Genomic DNA, 23,001 nt, shown 5'->3' on the forward strand with positions numbered 1-23,001 from the left:
CTACAGTTCGGCATCTGCTGTCCAGTGATAACCCACCAAGTTTCCGGCAGTCAGGACAGAGGTATTGAAGAACACTCTGAATGATTTTTCGTTATATTGGCCAATTACCGCCGACGTAACGTTAGAACTCGTAGATACGTTTCTAATCGCTCCCGCGGTTCCGTCGTCTGCATATACCTGTATTGTGGGGCTAGTCCTCTTCCTAACCTTAAATGGAGTGCTAAAGGTTAGCGACGCTGTATCTAGGGCCCCACCCATGTCAGATCCAGCGAGCGAAACAGCAGTTCCGGGTTTAGTTGATAGATCATAGCTTTTCTCGTAAAACCTTTGGCACAGTAGTAACTCTTCTCCGATGCTTCGCGGTTGATAAGGTAGTGCAGACTCACCGATATTCACTTGGACGTAGGCAAAATCCATATCAAAAATAAAGTTAGAAGGCATGTTAAATTGAATTGCCAAATAATCATTTCTGTCTGTCCCGATTGTCTTACCAACAACTGTTGGTAAAGTAGCGCTAACTACTAAATCCTGTAAATCATTTGTCACAACGATGTCACCAATATGCGTATTTACCGCAGATGACGGACTCCCGCCCGTGCCAAAATATTGAATCGCAAATACCCCTACTGTATATGGTCCAGCACCAACGGATCGAATTCTTGCACGGACGGAAATCGTCATTCCTGCATATGTTCGAACAGATTCAATACGCTGTGCCAAAGTGGGACTTGATGTTCCTGCCGATGTTTGACTGAACCTGAGGAAGTATTTATATGGGCTGAACGCATCTCCTGGAGTGACAGAAACTTTCGTTACTGTTGTAGTTCCCCCACCATTACCGATTACCCAGCGATCCGCAGTATAAATATTTGTCCCCGTGAAACTGTCTCCACGCTGCCAGATATCGAAATTAGAGTTCATAAATCCTTGTGCGTTCATGTTGGCTAGGTATGGAGACAAAACACCGGAATTTATCAGACTCGAAAGTTGGTAATAATTCTGGTCAATCTGATCAGCAAGGACACCATATGCCCCTTCTGTCATGGTGTCATCGTAGATTTGTCCGGGATTCTGATAATAACTTTCTAACAATGTTCTATTGACCGGTCCTGCGGGCATCTCATCACCTCATCCGTATGCAGTTTGTGGCCTGACTTCAAACCGAATATCAAATACTTCTGCTGGCATTCCATCATCGTTCCATAGCCGCACTTGCGCGTATTGGCCCTTGACGAATGCCCTTATGCGCTTGGCGTTATTGATGATGTCTGTAAGGTTGTCGTTTCCGATCTGTGCCTGTCCGATTACAGATACGTTCACAATCATGATTTCCGTCTTAACCGCTCGTAGCTGTGTGAACCGGTCGTTAAATGTATTGACCTCGACGTTTATCACGGAGTCATATTCGAATTGCTGGGCCTCGATCATGAGAATGTCCCAAAAGTGATCAAACCCGGTTATCTGTGGATTCATGAGTTTCGAATACCATTCCCATTGGACCGGCGTTCCCGTTAAAAGGTTGATGTCCTGATAGTCATAGTTTGCAACGCCAATAGCCGGGAAGTCTTGGAATCGTTTCAGATGTCCGGCTTCCGTAATGAACCACAAATAATCGTCGCTTGTATCTGAGTCAATCGTGCCCCCATAAAAATCGTTGGCATCGATGTTATTGACAGGGAACCATTCGTTGGATGTCGTGTCGTACACTAGTCCTTGATAGGTTGTTCCTTGCTTGTAGATAAGCCAATATCGTCCCTGATAGAAGTACGATACAGCACCCATCCATTCGGCCTTTGTAATGCCGAGCGCATTCCAATCTATTTTTGTATCCGTCATGCTTACGGTAGCCAGACGGGTTGAGTTATCAAGTGATTTAGTGTCCACGTTATATACCGCTGAGACACCCTTGTCGGTCTGGTAGAACACTCTCTCTTCCCCGTTAGGGAATACCACGATCTGAACGCTACGACCGTTTACGCATCCGTCTGTGGTGTCTAGAAAGTCTTGATACCAATCCTGATCGGTCCCTAAGTATCCGTCTCCGAACAGTACGCCGATACAGCGACGCATGAAAACAAGAAGCGATGAACCGAACGATATACACGTCTGAATGGTATCGTTATCGTTAACGAAGCGCTGGAACGCGTTCGCGGGAAAGTAATCGTAATATCCAGGCCTCGAATGAAAAATGATATCTTTGTTGTTTGGCCAAATAACTAATCTATTGTTGTGTGTAGTGATGCCTACTGGTGGATTATTTGTATTAATATTCGGAAGGTCATTCACTGGATTTGGCGACGGATCGTTAGGGGCAGGAGGAACCAGTGAAACTGAAATACCATCGTAATATTTCAATCCTCCGCCATCAGTGATAATAAGCACTTCATTTGCACTAGAATCCCTAAACTGCACCGTATCAATATCCGGACTATCAAGGAACACATTCATGAACGCAGGAGTCCAGGAATTTGACAAGTATTCATAAAGCGTTGTATTCGCTGCGGCTACGATAGTAGTTGATTGATTCTTCCTCAATCGTCCCATCCGTTTCAGTCCAGGCGTAGGGAAAAACGTTAGCGGCCTTGTACCATCACGGTTACGCAGTCCTCCAACCTTACCTGGCAGCAGATTCAGCATCTTGGGGGACTGACGGATGTCTATTTGGCTGAATTGCGTCGCATTGTTAATCCCCTTGAAACCGTTGATTTCCATCGTTACAGTTGGACTGCCGTTAATATCCATCCGTCCCATACCTTATCCCCCGATCCGCCTTCGCTGTGCTTCATCCCTGATCTTCTTTCGCTCGTTCTCGTACATCTGCTCCAAGTTTGTGGCTTGGCCCGGTTGATTATTGTTGCGCAATCCCTTTGCGATCGCATAAAGGATCAACGCATTCTCACCAATCGTTGGAACTTCTGGTGTATCTACGTTGATGTTTGATGTCGTAAGTAGCGCCGGGTATCGAATGTAGTATACTCTGAACGTAGTCGATGAGATATCCGTCCCAAAATCAATGTTGTGATGCGTTCCATCGAACGAGATATCGAATCCGTACGGACCATAATTCCAGATAGCAGGATCGATGTCCTGACGCGGATAGAACCGGCACCAGAAGTTGTCCCAAACCTGTTCGACTTCGAAGAAGTCATCAGGAAGTTGATAGGATGTCGTGCCAGGTACGTAGGGGATTTCCACCATAGCCCTTAGCCCGATATCCTGAACCAAGTCTTGGAGAGCTGCGTTAAAGCTGTCCACCCACTTGGCCGGCGTATCAATACCGGAATTGTTATAGGAGTTTTGATTCTGACCTCTTGCAATCAGGCCAGAAATAGGAGTGCGTCCCATGTTATGCCCCCTTAGCCGGTCTACCGCGCTTCTTTAGTCCCGGAAAAGCTTCGCCCCTATCGTTCTCTTCGAGAGGATTGGAGACAATTCTAGCCTCGATCTCACTTTGTGGTACGTCTGATGTTTGGACATCGTGACCTTGCTGCTGCCAATGGTAGGCGACGCCACGCTTAAGCATCGTCGGCTTGCCATTAATCTCATAGTCAATGCCACCGAATCGAAGCGTTACAGGGTCTTGTGCTGTGACGTATACTTCTTCCTCCAACCATTTTGGATCCACGTTGTAGGACATTGGAAAGCTCCTTTCAAACGGAAAAAGGGCGCAATCCTAAGACGCGCCCAGTTCCAAGGTTATTTAGGTTACTGTCGCCGTCTTGACCGTCGATCCATCGACCGTGTATTTGAGTGCACCTGTCGTGGTGTTTACCCAAATGCGGGGAAAGTTGGTCGCTTTGTCTGCCGGATCAGCAGCCAAAAATTCGACCGTAATTTCCTGTTTCGCCGTGGACGAAACCCCTGTTGCATTGGCCAGCGCTTGATTCTTGAACGTGCTGTTCGTACTCGCTTGTGTCATTGATTATTCCTCCTTTAGTGTATTAGGCCGCGCCTGTGATGCCCTTCAAGTGAACGTTGGCGCGGGGTTGCGTACAAACCAGCTCACCAGACCAGAAGATTTGACCGATCTTTGCGTCCATGTTCGGAGGCTTGACCAGTTCAGACGGCTTGAAGTTGATGACCGGGTCCGTCCAGAGCTGGATTGTATCCGAGTTGAGCATGTAAAGGTCACCTGTCGGGCAATACTCGTCATACACAACCGGTACGCCCATGAAGTTGATGAACGGGAAGCCGAGGTTCCCGAACATCTTGCCAGCGTCGTTGACCGTGCTATGCGTCTCATAGCGACCCGATACGACTTTGTTCACGGCTTGCCATGCGGTGAATCCAGCAACCATGAAGTCCGGCGAGTTTTGCAGACCGCCACGGGATGCAGCAACGTAGTATTGCGTCAGGATATCGTTGGTTATAGAGCCGATGGAATCGTCATACTGCGCTTTCCAAAACGTATTCGTCGTGCGATCGATTCCGCCATAGATTGCTACGTTGGTGCCATCGTCAACGGCTGCCGGAAGGCCGAGAATGTCTTTGCCGCCGTTGCCTGTGCCATCCGCGAAGATTTGCGTTGCCATCAGGTTGAACAGCGCCGTTTCTGCACCGTTCATGGCGATCTCAGCCATGGAGAAGATTGCATTCTTGCCGCGAGACGACGCGACTTCGTAGCCGTTGTACACGATCGATGCGTACAGTTGCTTGCGCCGGAATTCTGCATCCGTAACGGTTTGCTGCGGCTCGATGTTCAGTGTGTCATAGCCACGATAGGACCCCGCATTGGAGGCGTAGGCGTACTCGATTGCCGGTTGAATCGTATCGCCGCCTTGGTCCCAGCTCTTTTTGTTCTTCATGAGCATTTTCATCGTCGGCGAGCGCCGGGAGATGTTGTCGTACATTTGCTTGGGGATTTCGTTCACCCAAGATGCGTAGTATTTGTCAAAATGAGATGCCATGTGGTCATCCTCCTATTAGTCTGATAGGCTGCGGAAGAAGTTGCCCCATCCGCCACGTCTGTCTGGTTCCTTGCTTGCTGGTGCCGTCGCTCGCGCCGTAGGAGCCTCGGGAGCGCGTTTGCGTGTCTCTGCCAGCTTTTGTACTGCCTTGGCCTCTGCTTGCCTCGTAGCCTTCTTTACGGACGTATCAGAGGCTTTCAACTTCTCCTTGGCAAGATGACCATCTGCAATCTCCCGAAGCGTTGCGGTTGAAAGCTTTTCATTCTTCGCCCGGTCCTGGAGTTGTTGCATGTAATCATCCGTTACAAGGTCGCCGTACTCGGCCTGTAGTTCGGTGCGAAGATTGGACATCTCGCTCGTCAGCTTGACGCCCTCATAATCGCCCTTGATAGTTTCGTTCTCCTTCTTGAGCCGGTTATTCTCGGCCAGGAGATGATTGACGTACTTGCCATACTGGGAGTCCTGTAAAACCTCCTCAATCGGCAATACGCCTTCCTCGTTGAACCGCGCGATTGCTGTGTTAAGCTGCTGCCACAGCCATGGATTTGCGTCCATATGATCGCGCCATTCCTTGACAGGCTTGAGAGATTCGGACAAAGCTTCAACCTCTTTGCGCTGAGTGGCCAACTCTTGCGACTTTTTGGTGTAATCGCTTTGTCTCAGGTAGCCTTTGATCAGTTCCGAGCGTTTAACAGATGCTTTGCCTTCGCCCAAACTGATCTCTGGGTCCTCGTCCTCTACCTCAACCTCAACCTCTTCTGTCCCGTCCTCTTCCTGCGGATCGTCGTCGCTTTCACTGGCATCCGATCCACCGTCTTCCAGGTCTGCGCTTTCTTCTTCCACTTCTGCGTCCGTGTCCGTTTCCGGTTGTACATCATCCGCCGAATCCAGCCGCGTGAACATGTCCCGATACGATTCACCGGAACTTGCCGCCGCTGATTCATCCATGTTGAAGAAAGGGTGTAGCTTTTGCATATAAATGACCTCCTGCCGAGTCCGATTAAGGGTGTTCGGCGCAAATTGGTATGAGAAAGGGGCGCCCTACGGCTAGGAACGCCCCGATCTTTATTGCACTGGTTGACCTTGCGTCAGAATCGATATCAATTGCTCATCGCTCATTTGAGCGGCCTCCGGGACCGTCTGACGGACTTTATCCAGAACCTCGGCCAAACTATTGCCGTCGCTTCCCGATCCTTCCTGTGACGCCTTGGCGGAGTTGTTGGCGTGTGTCTGTGCCATCTTGGATTTATCGCTCATCTGCTGCTTGGTAAGATCAGTCTGCATCTTCATCCCTTCAATCTCCTTCTGCGTCTGCAATTTGGCTGTCTCGATCTGCATCTTAGCCTGAGCATCGGCCTGTGCCGCTTGCGCTTGTGCCTCTTGGTTCTTCGCGGCTTGTTCCTGCATGCGCTTAATGATCTCTTCGCGGTCCGGCCAGTCGTACATCTCCAACACGGACTCCTGATCGATCATGCCAAGCTCTGCGAGCTGTACGGCCTCTTCACGACGCGCAAGACGAGACTGAGGGAGAGATGAACCGGCTTCGATCTCAACGGTCATTTGGAGGATTTTAAAGGCCTTCTCTACTTCTTCCTCCGATGGGTTGTCATCACTCTCTTGTTCGTCCGGTTGTTCTGCTGTATCTTCTTCCGGATCCAGCTTTGTCCACTCGCTCGGATTGGCGTAGATGAAAAACTCTGTCCGGTCGTTAATTTGGTTGCCCTCTTGATCAATCCCTTTCGGAATCGGCCTAACCTCGAATGGCATTTCCTGACCATTCATTTCGGCAAGCTGTTGGTCTTGATCATACTTAGTGTAATCACCTTTGATCCTGAACCCGCGATTCTGTGTGTAGAACTGCATGGCGTTTACGATGACCTTTTCGGCAATCTTCTTGTTGAACAACTCAAATTGGTCAATCATCGTCTTAATCCGCGTGTACGCCGCTTCTTGCTGTAGCTGCACCTCTTTACCGCTTGTGGCGTTCTGTGTGCCTCGGAAAGAGTCGTTGACGCCCGTTGCCTTGTCCTTAATGTTGCCTAACTGGTCGAACAGTTGGACCACGTTAGCGGGCAGCGTAGGCGGTAACATGAAGTCTGCAAGTGCATTTAGTGGAATATTGTCCGGGTTATTGATTGGAATTATCCCGTCACCAAATGCTTGCTGTCTTAGCTTCTGCGGCTCTTTCACGTTACCCATCGTCGTGTTGTACATCAACGGCGGATTAGCGTGTAGGCCAGCGTTTGCGATCGTGTAGTTCATCAGCACGTTACGGTTCGCGTTCATGGTGTCAATCTGCTCGTTAATATCCATCCCTAGCATAGACATTGGATCCTTGACCGGACTGTAGATGTCATAAGGCAGACAGCCGTGCCAGAATGGATTTGCTTCGTCCTTTAGGAACACTTCATCGGCCCAGTAGGATACGCGCCATTCGTCCTTATCATCCCGATACCAGTAATGGATATAGGCGATGACGTTTTTGTGCTTCTCCTGCTCGCTCAGTTCGGCATTGAACGTATCGCGGTCCGTCTGTCTTGCTGCTGTCACGTCCTGATTGAACGTCAGGAAGTTTTTGACCGTCCGCAACCATTGATTGAACCACCCACCGGAATCATTACCGGAGTATCGGCCCATCTGATCTCCATTGCGGAAACTGTCCTCAATCTCCTGTTTCTTTTTCGGATAGTCCTTATAGACCTCTGTCTTACGCTTGGGCTCGACATAAAAAAAGAACCTGGAATCCTCCAAGTCCACCGCAGATGGATCGACCAGGCACCAACGACCGTTAACCTTCTTGATGCATAAGTTTCCGATGCCGTTGCGATAGTTTTTATCGAAGCCTGTATATGCGAATGCCGATCGATAGATAAGCGCCATACGCATGACGGACTGTGACTCATAGTCCCAATTGTTCGTGTCGTATGTGTTGTCTAGGATGTCGTTTAATCCCTTGGCGTGTGTCACATAGTCGGGATAATCAGACCGCACGAGAGCGCGGATACGGTTATTGGTGACGATTGGGACGACCGTCTCAACATACTCGAACAGGTCAGACGTCTTGAACGTTACCTCATCCTTGTCTCGCCAGTTAGCATAGGCTTTGTAGTTCCGGTCCATTTTCTGCTGAATCGGCTCCATAAACTTCTTTGCTTCGCCTAAGTCTCTTTTGAACCGGCTCTTTAGTTCGTCTGGCTCCTGCTGCTTTCTCTCTGCCACTAGATCACCCCTTCCATGTGCTTCTTGATGATTACTTGTGCCAATTGGTTGTAAACGTCCGCTAAACTGTAATGGTCCGGCCCATCATTTATCCATTGCGGTATTGCGTCGCCGATCCGATCAAACTTAAGATCCTTGTTATCGCTGTTCTGCGCTTTCGTCTCACCGCTTGTACCTACCTTCCGTTGTGCTTTCCAATGCCTGCATAGGCTCTCTGATCCGTTCTGCATGGCCGATAACGTAGACTCCATGTTGTCCATGTAAATCTTGCGCTCACCTGTGATATAGCCGTCTACAACGCGGTCAAAGAGGCGTGTACGATGCACGTTCACGATCCGCGTTTTGTAGTCTGTATCATAGAGTTCTTTGCGCTTGTCGTTATAATCAAAAACGCATCTCCAGACCTTTCCTGGAAATGCGCGTGTGAGCCTGGCTGTGATCTCAGGATAAGGCGCGTTATCGATTACGACCATGCTGATATTGTTCATTTTGAGGTAATTGTGTAGCGCGTCCTCACCCTGAATCTTAATGATATGGTCGATACCATCCTCAGTCCCTTTAACACAGTGGAAATGAGGGTTGTCGATCGTTCCGCCAACGTCTGCACCTAATACGCGATACTTGCCGGGATTCTTCATCACATAGCCATTATCGTCGTATTGCACGTTCTTGACGATGTTGGACGGGTCCAGACTGTTGCTGTTGCTTGCGTATGGCAGTCCGAGAAAGAAGTTGGCCCATACGTCCGGCAGGGTCAATTGATGCTCCCTTAGCAGCTTCTCAGCGCTAATCCATGGGGCCATCATTTGACTGATCCAATATCCGCTTATTCCGTGCTTGCTTGGGTATTTGCTGACCCATTCTTTTTCAGCAGTTCTTCGATCAAGAATAGATTCGCAAGCTCCACAGACAAACTCTTTTCGATCTTTGCAGACATGGTGTGTATTTCCTCCATCAAATCCTTCTGCCTCAAAAGTAATGTATGAAGCGTGATTGCACTTAGGGCACCAGTAGATATAATGCTTTTGATCTGAGAGTTGATAAGTGTAATCGACTCCGAAGCTTGGGAAAGTAGGATTGCTGAATTCCCACTCCGCTCCGTAACTGCTTGCTGTAATCCGTGATTTATAGGCGTTAAGGACATTTTGATTGCTCCTATCGAACTCGTCTTTGATCAGAATATCTGCTGTCTGCATGATCGATGCCGAACGACCGTATGTGCCCTTCGAGAATATGAATCCAACGTTGCCGCCGTCCAGCGTTCGGAATGCTTTGGTATGCAAGCTGTCTTCCGTCAGGAACTGCTTCATGCTTGGATTATTGTCGTATATGCGGTTCGTCTTGGCTTTGTTGAACTCTTCAACGTCACTATCGGTCGGAAGTGTGTATATGACGTTGTATCCGTACTTGATCGCCATGTACGCACTCTTGAATATGCTGATTGTGCTGAATCCTACCTGAGAGCACTTAAGCACGCTCAGCAGTTTAGATTCGTCACATAGTGGTTCAATCAAAAAAGAACGGTCATCGAATTCCATCGATACGCCGTTCTCGTTTGTGAATCCGTTTTGATCGATCCATTCATACGCGCTGTTCACGTTTCTTAGCGTGTCTTTGCGCTTCTGGTTCTCTGCTGCTATTTTAAGCGCCTGTATGACGCGTTTATCTGCGCTGTTAAGTAATGTGGCTAGGCTCATTCGCTCCCGCCTGCCTTTAATATGGCCTCGATCTGCTCAGGTGTGAATCCTGCACCGCTAGATAGTAGTTTAACGAGCGTCTTTAGATCCGCATCACCATCCGGCTTATCTCTCCACCCAAGTTGTTTAAGCGAAAATACAGCCATCGTAGGGTTTAATGTGCCTTTTAACGCGCCTCGTTCTAGCGCCGATTCCTTTTTTGATGCTGCTCTTTTTACGAGGTTCGCAAATTCTGCGTTATCGTAGAAATAGGACTTCCACAAACCGTGGCTTGCTGCGAACTCTGCAACGATTGGAACATCTTCCGTCTCAATGTACCGTTCGAATTCTTCGACGAGTTTGGCTTTATCCTGCTCGTCATATTTCGGCGGCCTGCCTCTCCTCGCCATAACCTCACCTCATTTCCAAATGGTCTGTTCTTGCCCTTTGCTCGCCTCACATGAGCACACAAACTTGATGCAGTTGTTGAAGATGGTTGTCTTTGTAATGCTGTCTTTGCTTCCGCAGCATGAACAGGATACGGTGTACTTCAAATCACCACCCCATTTGCACTAATTTCACCGATGTTTTGTATAGAGTTCGCTTTTATGGCCATTTATTTGCACTTTATAGCAATTCCTCGCCCTTTAACCAGTCCTTCAACGTCAGAAACTTGGTGTACTCAAGCGCTGCCAGTATCTCGCCATATGCCATATCATCATTGTTTTCAACCGTGAACACTCCGCTAACGACATCGTAGGTAATGACAAGTTTCTTTTCTACTGCAATACCGTCCATGTCATCCCCTCCTTACATCCTGTTTCTTTTCCATTGACCCCACCAAGCAGCTACTAGAATGAGTAGAAGAACAATGAATATTAGTACACCATTCATATCCGGCCCCCGTTTCACTGGGCTTATTCGGTCGAATCGATGGCGGCATTCGCCGCAATAACAAAATCAGTCTGTTCGATCATGCAGTCCTCGCACAATCCGCCGCCTTCAAGCTCTGTATGGCAATGCAAGCATTCGTTTTCGTTCATCCTGTTCACCCCTGCGCCAACAGTCCACCAACGATTGTCCCCATGATGATCGACATCACCGTTAGAAAATGATGTAGGTTGAATTTCATTGGCTTATTCCCCCTAAACATAAAGAAACAGCCCCATAAGGGACTGTCTCCTAGATCACGTCAACGCTGCTATCGTTACGGTTGGCGGTCTGGTTGCTTCGCTATTCGCTCCAGACGAGCTCCACGGGGTTCCCGTGCCGTCTCCAGTCGGGGGTTATTAACCGCGCTCCTCCGAACCGTGTGATCCATTTACTTCTTACCACGCATGGATGACCGCCGATTTAGGGCTCAGCGGCAAAGCCACAGTTCGGGCCTACTGCCGAGTCTTGCTCGGGTTCAGTCCAATTATGTTAAGCGCCGTTCGTTATAGGTCCGGGAATTTACCCGGCACATATTCGACGGTGGGGCGCTTATCACCATCATCAGGAGAAACGCGATAGCCTGGGGGCCAAGGTGCGTTTCTCCGTCAGGTTCATCCGGCATGGATAACCTAATATCATATTAGCACGGATGGATTGATTTTTTTTGTACTAAATTGCCTCATTTCGGCCGGTTCCAATCCCATCAAGCGTGGTTTTTATGCTCCCGTGATTTCGTTCTCCCAAACAAACATATGCGGATATTCCTTGATATCGTACGCGATTGATTTAGACGACGTTGGCCTACCCGAGCCGTGTATGGTCACTTCTTCGCCTTCCCATATGATCCTATCTCCGTCCTTGTATTTCGGCATCGGAATTGGCGCGTGGTTGTCATGTTGGTGCTGAAATGTCCAATCTTCCTTCACATCATTACCTCCTCCCAGGAGGGGGCGAAGCCCCTCGATTATCTAGCCGACCAGCGAACCATCCCGTCGAAGGAAGTAAAGCCTCCGGCGTCGACGATTGCTTGCAGCGCCTTCCGTCCGCCTATCGGAATATATGGCCCGGCGTCTTGCGCGAAGCCGACGAATGAACCGTCAGCCATCTTGAGCGCGTAACCTGTGGGCTTGATGTACCCGCCTCTCACCTGAAATGCAAGCGTTCCGTTCAGTTTTACGATTTCCATTTTCATCGCTCCCTTGTTCTTTATGTCTATACTATACATTCAATTGAATTCAATTACAAGTGTTTTTTTGAAATTAATTGAATTCAATTTTGTTTTTAGTTAGAATATACTTGAAAAGGAGTTGAAAGAATGGGTGGTAATCGTGGGTTGATTAACAGGAAGGCGATATCGAATTCCTTGCGTAAGGATCTCGCGGACAAGTTTGAGGAACTTCACCTAAACACAGACATACCAAAATCAAAGTTGCTAGACCAAGCTGTAACGCTGCTATTAGAAAAATACGGCCTCTCCGTTAAGGAGTAGGCCGCTTTTCTTAGCCAACATTCCGCATTCTTTTTAACCGGCTGCTGATCTTTGCGATCCAATCGTATGAGTAGCCGAGTTCGTCCGCAATCTTGGCTATTCGCTTACGCTCCACGTCTCGCATGTAGGCCACTCGGTATTCCAGCGTATCGAATTGGCTCATGCACTTTTCCATACTCTTTTTTGCATCAAGTTTCAAATCCAGGATGTCGTTCACATCTTCTAGTGCTTCTTCTACGGCATTGTATAGGCTCCACGTTTCTTCTATGGGCCGTTCGTTGCTTCCGCCCCCTGGCATACCGCTATAGCTCGCTACGAGCTTTGTACGCGGACCCGAGGCATATATCCGGCGTTTGATGATGCCCAATTCCTTATCCAATTCATCCTTGCGTATCATCAGGATCTCGATCTCATTGCAGAGGTCTTTGTATGTTCGATCCCAATCGAAGTTACTCATGCCGGATTCACCCCTTATTCTGGTTTTGATAAATACTTTCTTCCGCACCTCGGGCATTCACCTAAACCGTCAGTCAATTCAACTATTTCTTCATCATGCATATCTGGTCCAGCGTGTACGCATAAGACATGAGTGTATCCGTCCTCAATCTGCTCGACCTTCCCCATATTCCCTCCTTACCGAGAAGACGGCCGGTGTAGCCGCCTTCCCTGTAGTGATTGGATTATTGTTTGATAATCGTCCATTCGTCTTTGTTTTTTTCGTATTCCTCTTGCGTGATATACGTATATCCTTCTTCCGGGTACTCTGTGCAATATACTTTCAGCAAGTTTTCCATTTCGTTATCCTCCCTGTGGTTATTGGTGGTTAATTATTCAGCATTAAGCGCGTTGACGAGATGCTTGGGCCGATATAGTCGTCTTCGTCCTTGACTACTTCACAATGTTCGATGCAGATATTTCGTTCTTCGCCTTTCACTCGATAATCGCCGTATGAAAGCTTATCTTCGACCTCGAACACTTCACCGACTTTGTTCTCATACCAGAACGATCCTTGTCCGTATGTGATCCGTACTTTCATTACGCCGCCACGTCCTTTTCGTTGATCAGCTCAGCAACTACATCGGACAGCCTCTTGAATCCATCCTCCAAATCCTTCACCCGTGCTTCCAGGGATTCAGCTCCCCCCGTAGAACCCTCGCCATGTACGTCTCGTACAGCCTCGTCCGATGATCCGGAAACTCCCGTATCAGTTGTTTCTTGAAAGGAGCCACCTACTGCCGGGACTTTTACTTGGTCATCAGCCACTTGGGAAGAATCAGCTTCAACGCTCGTATTGTTGGGAGTATCAGTTTCTTGGCGAAATGTGGTGTCCGCCGTTTCTGGAACGTCTGCCGCTGTCCATTCTTCATTTACCGTTTGGCGTGGTACAAGCTCGAAAGATCCATCCGGCTTGGTGACTTTCATTACGCTTCCCCAGTCTTCCAGGGACTTGTAGAACTTCTTCACGGAATCAAGTGCTTGATTGATCTCTGTTGCTTCGTCCGCCGTCGTGTACACCTTCGGTTGAGCTTGGGTATTAGCGAATGCCTCAGATGCTTTGTACTCTTCAAGCTGCTCCTTCAGGCTTTCGTTTTCTTTCTGCGCTTCGACAAGTTGTTGAACTGCCGCGTCTCTTTTGCTTTCCGCATCCGTCCGTAGCTTCTTTTCATCAGCCAATTGCTGCTGATACGTATTCCGTTCTTGTTGCGTGGCTTCGAGTTGCGACTTAGCATCTGCTAGTTGCGCTTCCAGGTCCTTCTGCTTTGTCTCGTACTCATTGACTTGGATAGCTTGTTCAGAGTAAATACGTCTACGGTCCGCTCTGACGATTGCCTCAGCAAGCTTAATGACTTCAACCGGCAAATCTGTAAGGTCTACGCCGTCAACCGCAAAAGTGATAGCGTCCGATTCCACTTTCTCATCAACTTGTGCCTGAATTTGTTTTTGCTCGATATCGTACTGGATCTTAGCCGACTCTTCTTCAAGCTTAGTTGCTTCTGCATAGTTCCCCTTAGACCTCAAATCCTGAATATCTGCCTCTTTTTGCTTAAGCTTCGCTTGTAGTTGCTCGATTGTTTCCATGTTTACCCTCCAAATGTTCATAATCTTCCGAATGTTCACTTTTCTTTAATTATACTACATTTTTCGCCATTTTTCTATATTTATTGAGCAATCACCACCTTAAAGTGTGGTATGATAAATTATTTATGCACACCCATTTGGTCCATCCGGAGGACGCTTCGTGTATTTCTTATACTCCTCCTTCGTCGGTCGTTTCTTCCTGCTGCTCATTGGGATTACCTTCTCTACTCTATTTACTTTTCCGACCATGATCATCGCCCTCCAATATCGCTTTTATTGATTTCAATTGCTCAATTGTGAGTTGGTTAAGGTTTAGTTTCGAATCCAAGTAATAGATCAGGTCTTTCTTTTCGATTCCTTGTCTGATTTTGTCTGTTACGGGGTGGATGTGAAACGACGTCCATGAATCATATCTGCAAACCCCATTTTTAAACGTCTTCCCATCTGCCGTCTTGATTTGTCTAGTTGGCGTTATTTTTTCGATTGTCGTTATTATGTCTCCGTGAAATCTACTGTGGTACGTGACTTCATCGCCAACCTTTAGTCCTTGAAGCCAGTTCATATGTTCATCTCGGCCCAACATACTCATTTCCTATTCTCCTTCCTCAACTTCGACCTCTTAACGTCTGCTGCAATGCCACGTAACCACGCCGCCTTGTTCATATGCCTCTCTCGCTTTCTGTGAGCCTCATACGGCACTCATTTTGATAGATTGGTAGTTTTACCTGTCCAGACTACAGAATCGCTCTAAACGCCTCCTAGGCCCCTTGCCGTTGAAGTGTATCAATCAGCGTGTCCAACTCATTCTTTCGTTGCTTCAAACGTTCCAACTTTGGGCATATGACATTCGCCCATTCGATACGCCTCTGGATTTCGCTTCGTTCGGCTGTGTAGATTGAGAGAAGTTGTTGGTCGGTCATGAGACTTCCTCCAGATGAATCAGGATATACGGGTTCTTGCTGATTCCCCCACGCTTAATCCGCAGCTCTGGCACATGGTCAAAGTTGTCGTCCGGCAGAATACCCGCCTTAACCAATCCGTCTTGCAGCATCTTGGCGCTGGCCGCGTAATTATCCGGATCTCTTCTACGCTTATCCGGGAAGAAGAATTCATACGTGATACTCGCCGCTTTGATCGGCACGATTTTCTGCTCCTTGACGATGAACCACATGACTCGTTCCCATTCGGTCTTTTCTTTTGCGATGGTCTGGAAGTGCATTCGTCTAAGCTCGTTCTGAGTTGGCGGCAGGTTATTTACTTTGATCGTTTGGTTCACTTCTCATCACCTTCACTTTCGCATCAAGCGAATCATATTCGCGTAATATTTCCGTCGTATATTTCTTAAGAATTCCATAGACTTCTGCATAAGCATCCAATCGACCAGCCTCGAATGCCTGTTGAAATAACCCTTCAGACTTTTTCCTCTTAGATGTTTCATAGAGTTCGTTATTCATCCGCAATAAAATATCTCTCACTTCTCATCAACCCTCACTCTCTAGCTTGGCTAATAGTGCTGCTTTACAGATTGCTTCCTCTGGTGTTGAACATTTATGAACATGATGGTTGTAACAAAATACCGCGTGCCACCCTTCACCCCACGCGCTGAGTTCTCCGAGGTAATTCACAATGAATCCTTCAGGATCGAACTTCCCAACAATTTCCCAGGCTGCGGCTATGTCGGTCGATGGTTCCCACTGTTTATTCAGTCCATCGATGATGAATACTCCGTATTCACGGTTGGCAACCTCAAATCCCATCACATGCTCCGCAATAAGCGCATCGAGTTCTCTCCCCGGCTCCATAGCCAGGATAGCGGCGCGGTCTAGTTTACTCATCCCTGTTATCTCTCCTTTGCTGATAATGCATGGTTAAGAGTGCGAAGCACCCGTAGGTGCTGCTCTTTCTTATGCTGATCCGTTTCGTCTTCGAGCAGTGCGGTGATTCGTGATATAGCCCTCTGAATTTGGTTGTGGCCGTTCGATCTCGTCCTCATAGCGCATCACCCATCCTTTGAACCGGTATTTGAATGTGCCTGTTCCGGTGTCGCGGCCTTTGGCAATCGATGAATTGACGATGACACCGTTGCTTGTGTCATTTTGATCAGGCTCTTTCCAAAGGAATTCAACGATATCGGCCTCTTGCTCGATGTCCCCTGACTCCTTCAGGTGGTGGAGCTGCGGTTCCCCTTCGGCTCCTTCACGATTAAGTTGGGCCAGCAGAATGACGGGGCACTCCATTTCCTGCGCGATGTACTTGAATGTTTTCGCCACTTCCCCGACTACTTGCGCCCTGGTCATCCCGTTTTTAGCTGGAATGTTCATCCGCGTAAGGTAATCAACGAATATGGCTCCAACCTTCCCGGAATTTCGCTTGACCTGCCTTGCGACCGATCGGACATGTTCAACCGTGATTCCATGCGAGTCCTCAACCTTAAATGGATATTGACCGACTACCTTATGCGCCTTCATGATCGTGACCTTTTCGTCTGCGGTAAGGTTCTTCATGCGGATTTTTGCAAAGGAGATGCCGGTAAGGTTCGCCATGATCCTGTTTTTGAGTTGACTAAAGGTCATCTCTTGCGACCAAAACAAGATGTCTCCGCAATTCTGCTGTGCAATTTGATACGCCATTTGAAGCGCTTTTGCTGTCTTCCCGACAGATGGTCGGCCAGCCATGATATAGAGCCAGCCGCGTCCGATCCCTCCGAACTGTTCGTCAAACTGCGGGAAGCCGGTTTTTATCAGGTCATCATGGGTATTAAGGAATTGCTCATACTCTTCTGCAGTATCGTCGAACGTCCTCATGTTGCCCGTAGTCTTTGGCCTCAACTGGTTCACAAGGGAATCAACCGCCGCATAGCATTCTTCTGCCGTCTCGTAATCCCGTTCCCTAGCGACTTGTATAATGTCCTGCGCCAGCCTAACGCATTTCCGTTGCAACGAATGATTCATGACGATGTTCGCGTAGTGCACGGCATACCCGCCTGTTGGTGCAGCTCGTGATAGTTCGGATAGATAGCCAACGCCGCCAGCTTGTTCTAACTGCCCGCGACGGTTTAACGCGTCAACAACCGTCATAATCTCGATTGGCATTGATTTTCCGTGCATGTGCTTTAATGCCTTGAAGATTAAGGAGTGCCGCTCGGAAAAGAAGTCATCGTACGAAAGGATCTGAATAAGGTCGTCCATCTTTGTTGGATCGAAGAACACGGACGCTAAAACCTGCTGTTCGGCTTTAAGCGCCGTATCGTGATCAAAGATTGATAATTGGTCGTTCATTCGGACGCTCCCTTTCCATCTTCAACCGTTCTTCTTCTGAAAACTTTGGTGATGGTTTTTCCTTCTCAGTCCAAGGCTCGTCAACTCCATCTGATCGCCAATTCTTAAGAATGCCATTCACGAAGCTAAGGTTTCGTTTTCCGCGCCTTACAGAAACCTTCATCGCTTCGCAAACCCAACGTTCTCCGTAGTCATTAACAAGGTCATCCAAGTCATCACGAATGGATGAACTGAGTAGCCCAAACCCTTCCGATTCGTAGAAGTTATAGATATTTGGGAAAACGACGACGACAGGTACCTTTTCTTGTTGTTGTTTTTCTTCTTGTTCTTGTTCTTGTTCTTCTTTTTCCCCATACTCTGCCAAACCGGTTTGTCTGAGTATCGATAGGGTATCGATAGGGTATCCATACCGTTTACATAGTTGTCCAAACTCTTCAATAAAGGGTATATGCTTAACGGTTTCCAATTCTTTGACACAACAAGAGATAATCTTCGGGCTTTTCATATTGTTGTGCTTTGTCCAGTTGAGAAGGAAAATTTCTCTCGTCTCTTCGTTGTACTTGATCTTTTTGTATCCGATGAATTTATGAATGAGTTCGAATATGCGATCCGGAGATAACCCCGTTTCCATTTCGATAACCTTAAGCGGCAACTCATAAATACCGCATTGGGTAGTCTTACTATTGGTCATCAGGTACAAGTAGAAATACTTTTCCTCTGCTGGAAGCGTTAAGATAAACCCGTCTTGCCAATAGCTCACGTGAATCTGCCGATACTTTGCCACCCCATTTCCTCCTTCCCACCAAGAGGGGAGTTACCCCCTCCGCAATGTGTTGTCTAATGCTCTCCGCGATTTGTCGTAGATGATCCATAGGTTGAGATAGATCATGTCATTCATCTGCTTGTCCCTCCAGAGCGCCCAAACCTATAGCCATCTCTTTTGGTACTTCGACGACTCCCGAGCCGCCACACATTCTGCAAATCTCCTGCTCAGGATATCCGCTGTATGCGTGGGTGACTGTCCACCCGTCTCCTTCACAATCTAAGCAATCGACCTTTACCAACTCCGTCCCCGGGTTCATGGTCATTCTTGGCCTCCCTCGGACAAATTTGGAAGCTCGCCAGTTTCAACGAATGCATTCAGGATTGGAAGAAGTTCTTTAACCTGATCACGAGTCAGATGCATCCTTGTGTCCATTGCCACTCTTTTTGGCATCGGATATGGAACCCATCCCGTTCCACCTCCTAGCGTTTGATTTGCCATAATCCTTGGATTTGCTTCCGAACACCCAAACCAAATGGCGTCTTCCGTCGCAATCGACGACTTCTGTATGCTGCATTCAATTCCGTAAAAATCCTCGAAAATGATAATATCGAATCCACGATTGGTAACACCTTGTTTGATCTCCATGTTCCTTCTTCTCCCCTTAATTGGATAATGACCCTGTATCGGACTCTGGGATTTGATTTAAGCTGAGAGCAATTCCGGATTTTCGTGGATGTTGCCGATTATTTCTAACGCCTGTTTTCCCTCAAAATCCAAAGGCAATCCTTTTTCGTTGTCTTCTTCGATGAACCATGAGTTATGCAAAAACTTCACCGTTCCGCTTACTGACCATCCATTTTCGATTCCGACATCCATGTACCCATTGCCTTGAATCACGTATTCTTCATCACGCTTGGTTAGAGTTACGAAATCTCCCTCAAAAATCTCCTTGCCGTTGCGGTCTTGGAGGCCGGTATACTGACCGACCGTTTCAGGATCGACCTTCACCCAATATTCCGTGTTGAAGTATTCGCTGTCCCATTCAACAATAGGTCCGACAATGACGTCAGTCCCGATCAGATTTCCGTATACCCATTCGCCGGTATCGATATGACGGCCGCGAAATTTAATCTCCCTGCTCAATTTGGCTCTCTCCCTTCTCATAACGGGATAGGATGCGTCTTGCGAGATGCGGATCGACTAGACCTTGCGCGTATTGCGTCAACGCTTTTCGGTAATCGTCCCGTTCTTCCATCGTGCGAATTCCTACTCGTTGGAAAGAATCGCGTTCCTCTCGGATCCGTTCGTTCTCTTCTCGGGACTGTTGGAGTACTCGATTAAACGCCGCTGCTTGCTCCTCCACCGTATCTCCGAGTTCAACGCCAGTAAGCCGCACAAACTCATTGACTTCCTTTTCGATACGCAGAAGGATTTGATACTTTTCTTCATTTCGCTGTTCGAGTTGTTCGTTCTGTTGGAGGAGATAGCGGATATCGCCCATCAATTCGTGCAGCGTTCCAGCGTTGTACGGGATCACCCTTCCGGGCTTCGATTTCTCCCATAGAGCTTCTATCCTGTTATCAGGCATCGGAATCCTCCAATCCAGCAAGGCGCTCCAGTTCTGTCATCTCTACATAACCTTCGTCACGTCTTTCCGCTTGTTGAGTCGCAGCATATCTGATCATTCCCAACTTGTATTCCATGATCTTGCGGACTATCTCCTGCCGACTCTCCTCTACGCATACCACATCGGACATCGTGTTGATCTGCGATCCGTCTGCGTCTCCTACAATTGACGTGATCAATTCCGGCGCTATGCTGATTTGACCATTATTCGTTGTTAAAGTGATCATTCTCCATCCTCCTTCTGCTCACCGCTAGGGCAGAGGGCTTCAAGCTCATTCCAAACGGCGCGTAACTCCTTCACGATCTCATTGCTTACTGGAGTTCCCCACCGCTGCTGGTCAGCTATTCGCCGTCTAAAAACATCTGCTAGAGAGGGGATGGACGGGAGGGATTCGATCATCTTCTCCACGATTCCGTATGCCCCACGCAATTCAGGATTAATGGATTTTAAATGGGAAATTCCTTCAGATATCGCCTTACGGCATACAGCGTCACTCATGATTGGTGGCCTCCTCGATCTCATAGAACTCAATCGGCGCGTAATGACTGTATTTCTCGCTCCACCCAACGCTGATCTCAGTGCCAATCTTCGGATTCATGCGACCATGAACCTCTTCGAAGCGGACCTTCCACCCGTCCCAATCTTTGCCACTCTTACCCCTCTCATCTGCGATGATGGTAACAATGGCTTTATATAATGGTCTCTCGACCATCACATAACGCTTGCCGACTTGAATTTTATCTGCATTCAATCGCATATCCGATTTCTCCTTTTCGGGTAGTTAAAATAACGTTAACGTTTTCGCTTTCTCATTGATTGATTCGATCCATCTGTTTAATGCTTCCCGGCCGGGACAAACTGGAGAAGGACATTCCGGTCTTAGTTAACATCCGCCGCAGTCTTTGTCGTAGTGTTCTCGGCAAATGAACTTTGATTGGTCGGATAATTCCGTTTTATTGCCCATATTCTCTTTCCTCCGTCCCCATAAAATCGTAAAATGGATGTATCAACCAAATTGGTGGTGTTCAAGATGCAATATGAAGAAATAGAAACTTATAAAGAGCATTTAATTTTGCAATATGAATCTGAGTCTGGATATCGCGTCGATTTTGGCACTTTAAGATCAAAGGAAGTTGCTACCGTTGAAGAAGCTAGAGAATTGGTTGATTTCTACTTGTCTCCTGATGTAGGCGAGTAATCCCTTATTTGGGGGAGGGGATGTCCCTCCCTAAATGCTCTTTATTCGGCCTTCGCCTTCGGCTGGGTGGATTCGTTCGATTCGTAGGCGCTGTCGCGCAAAAGATCGTCTATCTGCTTGATTGCTGCTACGATGGGATAGATTTGCTGCGGGACAACGGCATTTCCGAGAGCCTTTATCCGCGCAGCTCGATTCTTGATTTCGTTCTTTATCCGAGGCGGCTCCCATTCATGTTGATTTTCCCCTCGTCCAGTTGGCCATCGATGTTGGTCCAATCTTTCGGAAACCCCATCAAGCATTCGACCCATTCGGGATTGAGCTGCCCTGATTGCTCCGATTGATTCGCTTTCCAGTTGAAAATATCCGTTCGAAGCGAACTCGTTTGTCCCCCCCCATGATTCCCTTGTGAATCCGACGCGCTCGGAGTGGCCCAAAATGATGACCCGGCTTCTCCTGTGTGGAGCACCGACAGCTGCAGCTGGAAGTACGATCGCTTCCCAGGAGTACGAGAGACTATCCAAGTCAGAAAGCACATCGTCGAGGCCCAAAGAGACGTGTCCAGCAACGTTCTCACCAACAAACCAACGGGGGCGGATCTCTTGTAATAGGCGCTTAACCTCAGGCCAGAGAGCGCGGTCATCTTCTTGGCCTTCTCGCTCCCCGGAGAGACTGTAAGGCTGGCAAGGATATCCGGCGGAAATAAGTCCAACTGTTTGAGTGTCGATTCCATCCGCATCTAACCTCTCTTTCGTAAGCGTACAAACGTCGTCATAAATGGGCACGTCAGGCCAATGCTTGCGGAGTACAGCTTGCGGGAACGGCTCTCTCTCGCAGAACGCAACCGTTTTGATGCCGGCCCATTCGCAAGCGAGGTCGATTCCCCCGATACCGCTGAATAGGCTGAGTGCGTTCATGTCTCCCACCCTCTAGGGGAATATCCCTGATATCCCCGGTATTGATGATTGCCTTAACTGAACAGTGATTTCACTTCTTGTTTGATGATTTCTTGCATCTTCTCATCGCTTGGAATCAGCTTTTTAGCGACTTCGTTGAGACGAGATTCCAGCTTGTCGAACAATTCGGTATCAACGAATTTACGCGCTTTTTCATGAATCCAAAGTTCTGCCCTTGTTTCTCTTCCAGATGATGCAGAATGTGCGTACCTTCCGGAAATCGTATTGTCCGACTTGGAATAATGGTAAACAGGTTCGTCCAGATAGTTCATGATGATCGCTTTGATAAACTTGTCGACTTCTCTCCGGCTTGTAAATCGATCGTGAGCAGAAAAGTGTTCGCGTCCGACAATGGCTGTTTCGAGATAAGAATCAACGATAGGGGCAACAATTCGCGTAATCTCTTGCCTGACCATTTCCTCCGCTTGCTGCTTGACCATTTTCCGAATTTCCTCAGAGGCTATATCAGAAATGACTTCTTTGAGGTAATAGCTTAATTCTTCACTTTCGATTCCAATATTTATGGATGCGTTCATATCCCATATCTCTCCCTTAGCGACTATGCGCCTTTATTGGACTTCCTTCGTTTTTGATGCTCTAACATCCATTCACGACCGGCTCTCGAATAATCGGCAAAGTTGTGGCAAGTGCCTGTATTCACTGACGGACCGCATAGCATGATAATGTCGTCTGCTGTTGTCTGTTCAAGGTGACGCCTCCTGACCGCGTGTGCGCCCTCTAGGCCCCATCTCTGCCCCGTTGGATCAATTGATCCGTCTTTGTATCCGCAGCGTTCACAGCGACCTCCAGCACGTTCATACGCTTCGTTGTAGACTTCGGGACGTACCCGGCCACGATCACGTAACCGGGGTGCGT

At 48.0% G+C, this 23,001-nt stretch carries 32 protein-coding genes; 2 read left to right on the forward strand and 30 right to left on the reverse strand.

The features are described 5' to 3' along the window. The 14 genes from H7C18_RS13275 to H7C18_RS13335 all read right to left on the reverse strand — a co-directional run bounded on the left by H7C18_RS13275 (position 1) and on the right by H7C18_RS13335 (position 11,921). Positions 1–1,119, reverse strand: a complete 1,119-nt coding sequence (locus tag H7C18_RS13275) for a hypothetical protein (RefSeq protein ID WP_185129558.1) — start codon at positions 1,117–1,119, stop codon at positions 1–3. Positions 1,120–1,128: 9 nt separating this feature from the next. After that, positions 1,129–2,751 carry a hypothetical protein gene (locus H7C18_RS13280; RefSeq protein WP_185129559.1) on the reverse strand — a complete coding sequence of 541 codons (1,623 nt, stop codon included), beginning with the start codon at positions 2,749–2,751 and terminating at the stop codon, positions 1,129–1,131. Between the two features lie 3 nt (positions 2,752–2,754). After that, positions 2,755–3,345, reverse strand: coding sequence for a phage adaptor protein (locus tag H7C18_RS13285; RefSeq protein ID WP_185129560.1), 591 nt, complete (start codon positions 3,343–3,345; stop codon positions 2,755–2,757). Position 3,346: 1 nt separating this feature from the next. Beyond that, positions 3,347–3,637 carry a hypothetical protein gene (locus tag H7C18_RS13290; protein ID WP_185129561.1) on the reverse strand — a complete coding sequence of 97 codons (291 nt, stop codon included), beginning with the start codon at positions 3,635–3,637 and terminating at the stop codon, positions 3,347–3,349. Between the two features lie 63 nt (positions 3,638–3,700). Beyond that, positions 3,701–3,919 carry a hypothetical protein gene (locus H7C18_RS13295; protein ID WP_185129562.1) on the reverse strand — a complete coding sequence of 73 codons (219 nt, stop codon included), beginning with the start codon at positions 3,917–3,919 and terminating at the stop codon, positions 3,701–3,703. Between the two features lie 22 nt (positions 3,920–3,941). After that, complete coding sequence (locus H7C18_RS13300; RefSeq protein WP_185129563.1) at positions 3,942–4,907, reverse strand: phage major capsid protein; 966 nt, start codon at positions 4,905–4,907, stop codon at positions 3,942–3,944. A 15-nt stretch (positions 4,908–4,922) separates the two neighbouring features. Further along, a complete protein-coding gene (locus H7C18_RS13305) occupies positions 4,923–5,882 on the reverse strand; it encodes a hypothetical protein (RefSeq protein WP_185129564.1) in 960 nt (319 codons plus the stop codon). Between the two features lie 90 nt (positions 5,883–5,972). Further along, positions 5,973–8,126, reverse strand: coding sequence for a portal protein (locus H7C18_RS13310; RefSeq protein ID WP_185129565.1), 2,154 nt, complete (start codon positions 8,124–8,126; stop codon positions 5,973–5,975). Further along, on the reverse strand, positions 8,126–9,823 hold the full coding sequence (locus H7C18_RS13315) for a phage terminase large subunit family protein (protein WP_185129566.1): 1,698 nt from the start codon (positions 9,821–9,823) through the stop codon (positions 8,126–8,128). The genes H7C18_RS13310 and H7C18_RS13315 overlap by 1 nt, the downstream gene beginning before the upstream one ends. Continuing rightward, positions 9,820–10,212 carry a terminase small subunit gene (locus tag H7C18_RS13320; RefSeq protein WP_185129567.1) on the reverse strand — a complete coding sequence of 131 codons (393 nt, stop codon included), beginning with the start codon at positions 10,210–10,212 and terminating at the stop codon, positions 9,820–9,822. The genes H7C18_RS13315 and H7C18_RS13320 overlap by 4 nt, the downstream gene beginning before the upstream one ends. Before the next feature lie 217 nt (positions 10,213–10,429). After that, positions 10,430–10,600: a hypothetical protein gene (locus tag H7C18_RS13325; protein ID WP_185129568.1), complete on the reverse strand. Its 171-nt coding sequence runs from the start codon at positions 10,598–10,600 to the stop codon at positions 10,430–10,432. Positions 10,601–10,719: 119 nt separating this feature from the next. Next, the gene (locus tag H7C18_RS35525; protein WP_273386666.1) at positions 10,720–10,845 is read right to left on the reverse strand and encodes a hypothetical protein; all 126 of its coding nucleotides are present in this window, start codon (positions 10,843–10,845) and stop codon (positions 10,720–10,722) included. Between the two features lie 606 nt (positions 10,846–11,451). Continuing rightward, positions 11,452–11,661: a hypothetical protein gene (locus H7C18_RS13330; RefSeq protein ID WP_185129569.1), complete on the reverse strand. Its 210-nt coding sequence runs from the start codon at positions 11,659–11,661 to the stop codon at positions 11,452–11,454. A 38-nt stretch (positions 11,662–11,699) separates the two neighbouring features. Next, positions 11,700–11,921 carry a 3-isopropylmalate dehydratase gene (locus tag H7C18_RS13335; protein WP_185129725.1) on the reverse strand — a complete coding sequence of 74 codons (222 nt, stop codon included), beginning with the start codon at positions 11,919–11,921 and terminating at the stop codon, positions 11,700–11,702. Positions 11,922–12,050: 129 nt separating this feature from the next. On the opposite strand from H7C18_RS13335, the gene H7C18_RS13340 reads away from it, so the two are divergent. Then, the gene (locus H7C18_RS13340) at positions 12,051–12,224 is read left to right on the forward strand and encodes a ribbon-helix-helix domain-containing protein (RefSeq protein WP_185129570.1); all 174 of its coding nucleotides are present in this window, start codon (positions 12,051–12,053) and stop codon (positions 12,222–12,224) included. Positions 12,225–12,234: 10 nt separating this feature from the next. On the opposite strand, the gene H7C18_RS13345 is transcribed toward H7C18_RS13340, so the two are convergent. The 14 genes from H7C18_RS13345 to H7C18_RS13410 all read right to left on the reverse strand — a co-directional run bounded on the left by H7C18_RS13345 (position 12,235) and on the right by H7C18_RS13410 (position 20,731). Then, positions 12,235–12,681: a hypothetical protein gene (locus tag H7C18_RS13345; RefSeq protein ID WP_185129571.1), complete on the reverse strand. Its 447-nt coding sequence runs from the start codon at positions 12,679–12,681 to the stop codon at positions 12,235–12,237. Positions 12,682–13,047: 366 nt separating this feature from the next. Then, the gene (locus H7C18_RS13350; RefSeq protein WP_185129572.1) at positions 13,048–13,260 is read right to left on the reverse strand and encodes a hypothetical protein; all 213 of its coding nucleotides are present in this window, start codon (positions 13,258–13,260) and stop codon (positions 13,048–13,050) included. Further along, positions 13,260–14,303, reverse strand: coding sequence for a coiled-coil domain-containing protein (locus tag H7C18_RS13355; RefSeq protein WP_185129573.1), 1,044 nt, complete (start codon positions 14,301–14,303; stop codon positions 13,260–13,262). Before H7C18_RS13355 ends, H7C18_RS13350 begins: the two co-directional genes overlap by 1 nt. A 916-nt stretch (positions 14,304–15,219) precedes the next feature. After that, positions 15,220–15,579, reverse strand: a complete 360-nt coding sequence (locus H7C18_RS13360) for a RusA family crossover junction endodeoxyribonuclease (RefSeq protein WP_185129574.1) — start codon at positions 15,577–15,579, stop codon at positions 15,220–15,222. Continuing rightward, positions 15,554–15,778 (reverse strand): hypothetical protein, encoded by a 225-nt coding sequence (locus tag H7C18_RS13365; protein ID WP_185129575.1) that lies wholly within the window; start codon positions 15,776–15,778, stop codon positions 15,554–15,556. The genes H7C18_RS13360 and H7C18_RS13365 overlap by 26 nt, the downstream gene beginning before the upstream one ends. A 6-nt stretch (positions 15,779–15,784) precedes the next feature. After that, complete coding sequence (locus H7C18_RS13370; RefSeq protein ID WP_185129576.1) at positions 15,785–16,138, reverse strand: BC1872 family protein; 354 nt, start codon at positions 16,136–16,138, stop codon at positions 15,785–15,787. 69 nt (positions 16,139–16,207) lie between these two features. After that, positions 16,208–17,581 (reverse strand): replicative DNA helicase, encoded by a 1,374-nt coding sequence (locus tag H7C18_RS13375; protein WP_185129577.1) that lies wholly within the window; start codon positions 17,579–17,581, stop codon positions 16,208–16,210. Then, a complete protein-coding gene (locus H7C18_RS13380; protein WP_185129578.1) occupies positions 17,556–18,365 on the reverse strand; it encodes a DnaD domain protein in 810 nt (269 codons plus the stop codon). The genes H7C18_RS13375 and H7C18_RS13380 overlap by 26 nt, the downstream gene beginning before the upstream one ends. Before the next feature lie 300 nt (positions 18,366–18,665). Further along, positions 18,666–18,992 (reverse strand): hypothetical protein, encoded by a 327-nt coding sequence (locus H7C18_RS13385; RefSeq protein WP_185129579.1) that lies wholly within the window; start codon positions 18,990–18,992, stop codon positions 18,666–18,668. A gap of 57 nt (positions 18,993–19,049) precedes the next feature. Continuing rightward, on the reverse strand, positions 19,050–19,490 hold the full coding sequence (locus H7C18_RS13390; protein WP_185129580.1) for a YopX family protein: 441 nt from the start codon (positions 19,488–19,490) through the stop codon (positions 19,050–19,052). Continuing rightward, positions 19,474–19,935, reverse strand: a complete 462-nt coding sequence (locus tag H7C18_RS13395; RefSeq protein ID WP_185129581.1) for a hypothetical protein — start codon at positions 19,933–19,935, stop codon at positions 19,474–19,476. Before H7C18_RS13395 ends, H7C18_RS13390 begins: the two co-directional genes overlap by 17 nt. After that, positions 19,928–20,200: a hypothetical protein gene (locus H7C18_RS13400; RefSeq protein ID WP_185129582.1), complete on the reverse strand. Its 273-nt coding sequence runs from the start codon at positions 20,198–20,200 to the stop codon at positions 19,928–19,930. Before H7C18_RS13400 ends, H7C18_RS13395 begins: the two co-directional genes overlap by 8 nt. Next, positions 20,197–20,472, reverse strand: a complete 276-nt coding sequence (locus H7C18_RS13405; RefSeq protein ID WP_185129583.1) for an HD domain-containing protein — start codon at positions 20,470–20,472, stop codon at positions 20,197–20,199. Before H7C18_RS13405 ends, H7C18_RS13400 begins: the two co-directional genes overlap by 4 nt. Then, positions 20,465–20,731 carry a hypothetical protein gene (locus H7C18_RS13410; protein ID WP_185129584.1) on the reverse strand — a complete coding sequence of 89 codons (267 nt, stop codon included), beginning with the start codon at positions 20,729–20,731 and terminating at the stop codon, positions 20,465–20,467. The genes H7C18_RS13405 and H7C18_RS13410 overlap by 8 nt, the downstream gene beginning before the upstream one ends. A gap of 273 nt (positions 20,732–21,004) precedes the next feature. On the opposite strand from H7C18_RS13410, the gene H7C18_RS13415 reads away from it, so the two are divergent. After that, on the forward strand, positions 21,005–21,172 hold the full coding sequence (locus H7C18_RS13415; RefSeq protein ID WP_185129585.1) for a hypothetical protein: 168 nt from the start codon (positions 21,005–21,007) through the stop codon (positions 21,170–21,172). A gap of 41 nt (positions 21,173–21,213) precedes the next feature. Here H7C18_RS13415 and H7C18_RS13420 read toward each other — a convergent pair whose 3' ends face one another. Together H7C18_RS13420 and H7C18_RS13425 are read right to left on the reverse strand one after the other, a co-directional pair. After that, positions 21,214–22,086 (reverse strand): DNA cytosine methyltransferase, encoded by an 873-nt coding sequence (locus H7C18_RS13420; RefSeq protein ID WP_185129586.1) that lies wholly within the window; start codon positions 22,084–22,086, stop codon positions 21,214–21,216. A gap of 53 nt (positions 22,087–22,139) precedes the next feature. Next, positions 22,140–22,661 carry a hypothetical protein gene (locus tag H7C18_RS13425; RefSeq protein ID WP_185129587.1) on the reverse strand — a complete coding sequence of 174 codons (522 nt, stop codon included), beginning with the start codon at positions 22,659–22,661 and terminating at the stop codon, positions 22,140–22,142. Positions 22,662–23,001: the final 340 nt, after the last annotated feature.

Origin of the sequence: Cohnella zeiphila, assembly GCF_014212055.1 — a bacterium.
Lineage (GTDB): Bacteria > Bacillota > Bacilli > Paenibacillales > Paenibacillaceae > Cohnella > Cohnella zeiphila.

Coding starts and splice junctions, on each gene's coding strand:
- H7C18_RS13335 (WP_185129725.1), bottom strand. CDS start 11,921: ATGGAAATCGTAAAACTGAACGGAACGCTTGCATTTCAGGTGAGAGGC.
- H7C18_RS13315 (WP_185129566.1), bottom strand. CDS start 9,823: ATGAGCCTAGCCACATTACTTAACAGCGCAGATAAACGCGTCATACAG.
- H7C18_RS13295 (WP_185129562.1), bottom strand. CDS start 3,919: ATGACACAAGCGAGTACGAACAGCACGTTCAAGAATCAAGCGCTGGCC.
- H7C18_RS13340 (WP_185129570.1), top strand. CDS start 12,051: ATGGGTGGTAATCGTGGGTTGATTAACAGGAAGGCGATATCGAATTCC.
- H7C18_RS13320 (WP_185129567.1), bottom strand. CDS start 10,212: ATGGCGAGGAGAGGCAGGCCGCCGAAATATGACGAGCAGGATAAAGCC.
- H7C18_RS13415 (WP_185129585.1), top strand. CDS start 21,005: ATGCAATATGAAGAAATAGAAACTTATAAAGAGCATTTAATTTTGCAA.
- H7C18_RS13280 (WP_185129559.1), bottom strand. CDS start 2,751: ATGGGACGGATGGATATTAACGGCAGTCCAACTGTAACGATGGAAATC.
- H7C18_RS13400 (WP_185129582.1), bottom strand. CDS start 20,200: ATGATCACTTTAACAACGAATAATGGTCAAATCAGCATAGCGCCGGAA.
- H7C18_RS35525 (WP_273386666.1), bottom strand. CDS start 10,845: ATGAACGAAAACGAATGCTTGCATTGCCATACAGAGCTTGAAGGCGGC.
- H7C18_RS13425 (WP_185129587.1), bottom strand. CDS start 22,661: ATGAACGCATCCATAAATATTGGAATCGAAAGTGAAGAATTAAGCTAT.
- H7C18_RS13350 (WP_185129572.1), bottom strand. CDS start 13,260: ATGAAAGTACGGATCACATACGGACAAGGATCGTTCTGGTATGAGAAC.
- H7C18_RS13290 (WP_185129561.1), bottom strand. CDS start 3,637: ATGTCCTACAACGTGGATCCAAAATGGTTGGAGGAAGAAGTATACGTC.
- H7C18_RS13300 (WP_185129563.1), bottom strand. CDS start 4,907: ATGGCATCTCATTTTGACAAATACTACGCATCTTGGGTGAACGAAATC.
- H7C18_RS13285 (WP_185129560.1), bottom strand. CDS start 3,345: ATGGGACGCACTCCTATTTCTGGCCTGATTGCAAGAGGTCAGAATCAA.
- H7C18_RS13275 (WP_185129558.1), bottom strand. CDS start 1,119: ATGCCCGCAGGACCGGTCAATAGAACATTGTTAGAAAGTTATTATCAG.
- H7C18_RS13395 (WP_185129581.1), bottom strand. CDS start 19,935: ATGCCTGATAACAGGATAGAAGCTCTATGGGAGAAATCGAAGCCCGGA.
- H7C18_RS13375 (WP_185129577.1), bottom strand. CDS start 17,581: ATGAACGACCAATTATCAATCTTTGATCACGATACGGCGCTTAAAGCC.
- H7C18_RS13405 (WP_185129583.1), bottom strand. CDS start 20,472: ATGAGTGACGCTGTATGCCGTAAGGCGATATCTGAAGGAATTTCCCAT.
- H7C18_RS13410 (WP_185129584.1), bottom strand. CDS start 20,731: ATGCGATTGAATGCAGATAAAATTCAAGTCGGCAAGCGTTATGTGATG.
- H7C18_RS13325 (WP_185129568.1), bottom strand. CDS start 10,600: ATGGACGGTATTGCAGTAGAAAAGAAACTTGTCATTACCTACGATGTC.
- H7C18_RS13370 (WP_185129576.1), bottom strand. CDS start 16,138: ATGAGTAAACTAGACCGCGCCGCTATCCTGGCTATGGAGCCGGGGAGA.
- H7C18_RS13420 (WP_185129586.1), bottom strand. CDS start 22,086: ATGAACGCACTCAGCCTATTCAGCGGTATCGGGGGAATCGACCTCGCT.
- H7C18_RS13355 (WP_185129573.1), bottom strand. CDS start 14,303: ATGGAAACAATCGAGCAACTACAAGCGAAGCTTAAGCAAAAAGAGGCA.
- H7C18_RS13345 (WP_185129571.1), bottom strand. CDS start 12,681: ATGAGTAACTTCGATTGGGATCGAACATACAAAGACCTCTGCAATGAG.
- H7C18_RS13305 (WP_185129564.1), bottom strand. CDS start 5,882: ATGCAAAAGCTACACCCTTTCTTCAACATGGATGAATCAGCGGCGGCA.
- H7C18_RS13385 (WP_185129579.1), bottom strand. CDS start 18,992: ATGGAGATCAAACAAGGTGTTACCAATCGTGGATTCGATATTATCATT.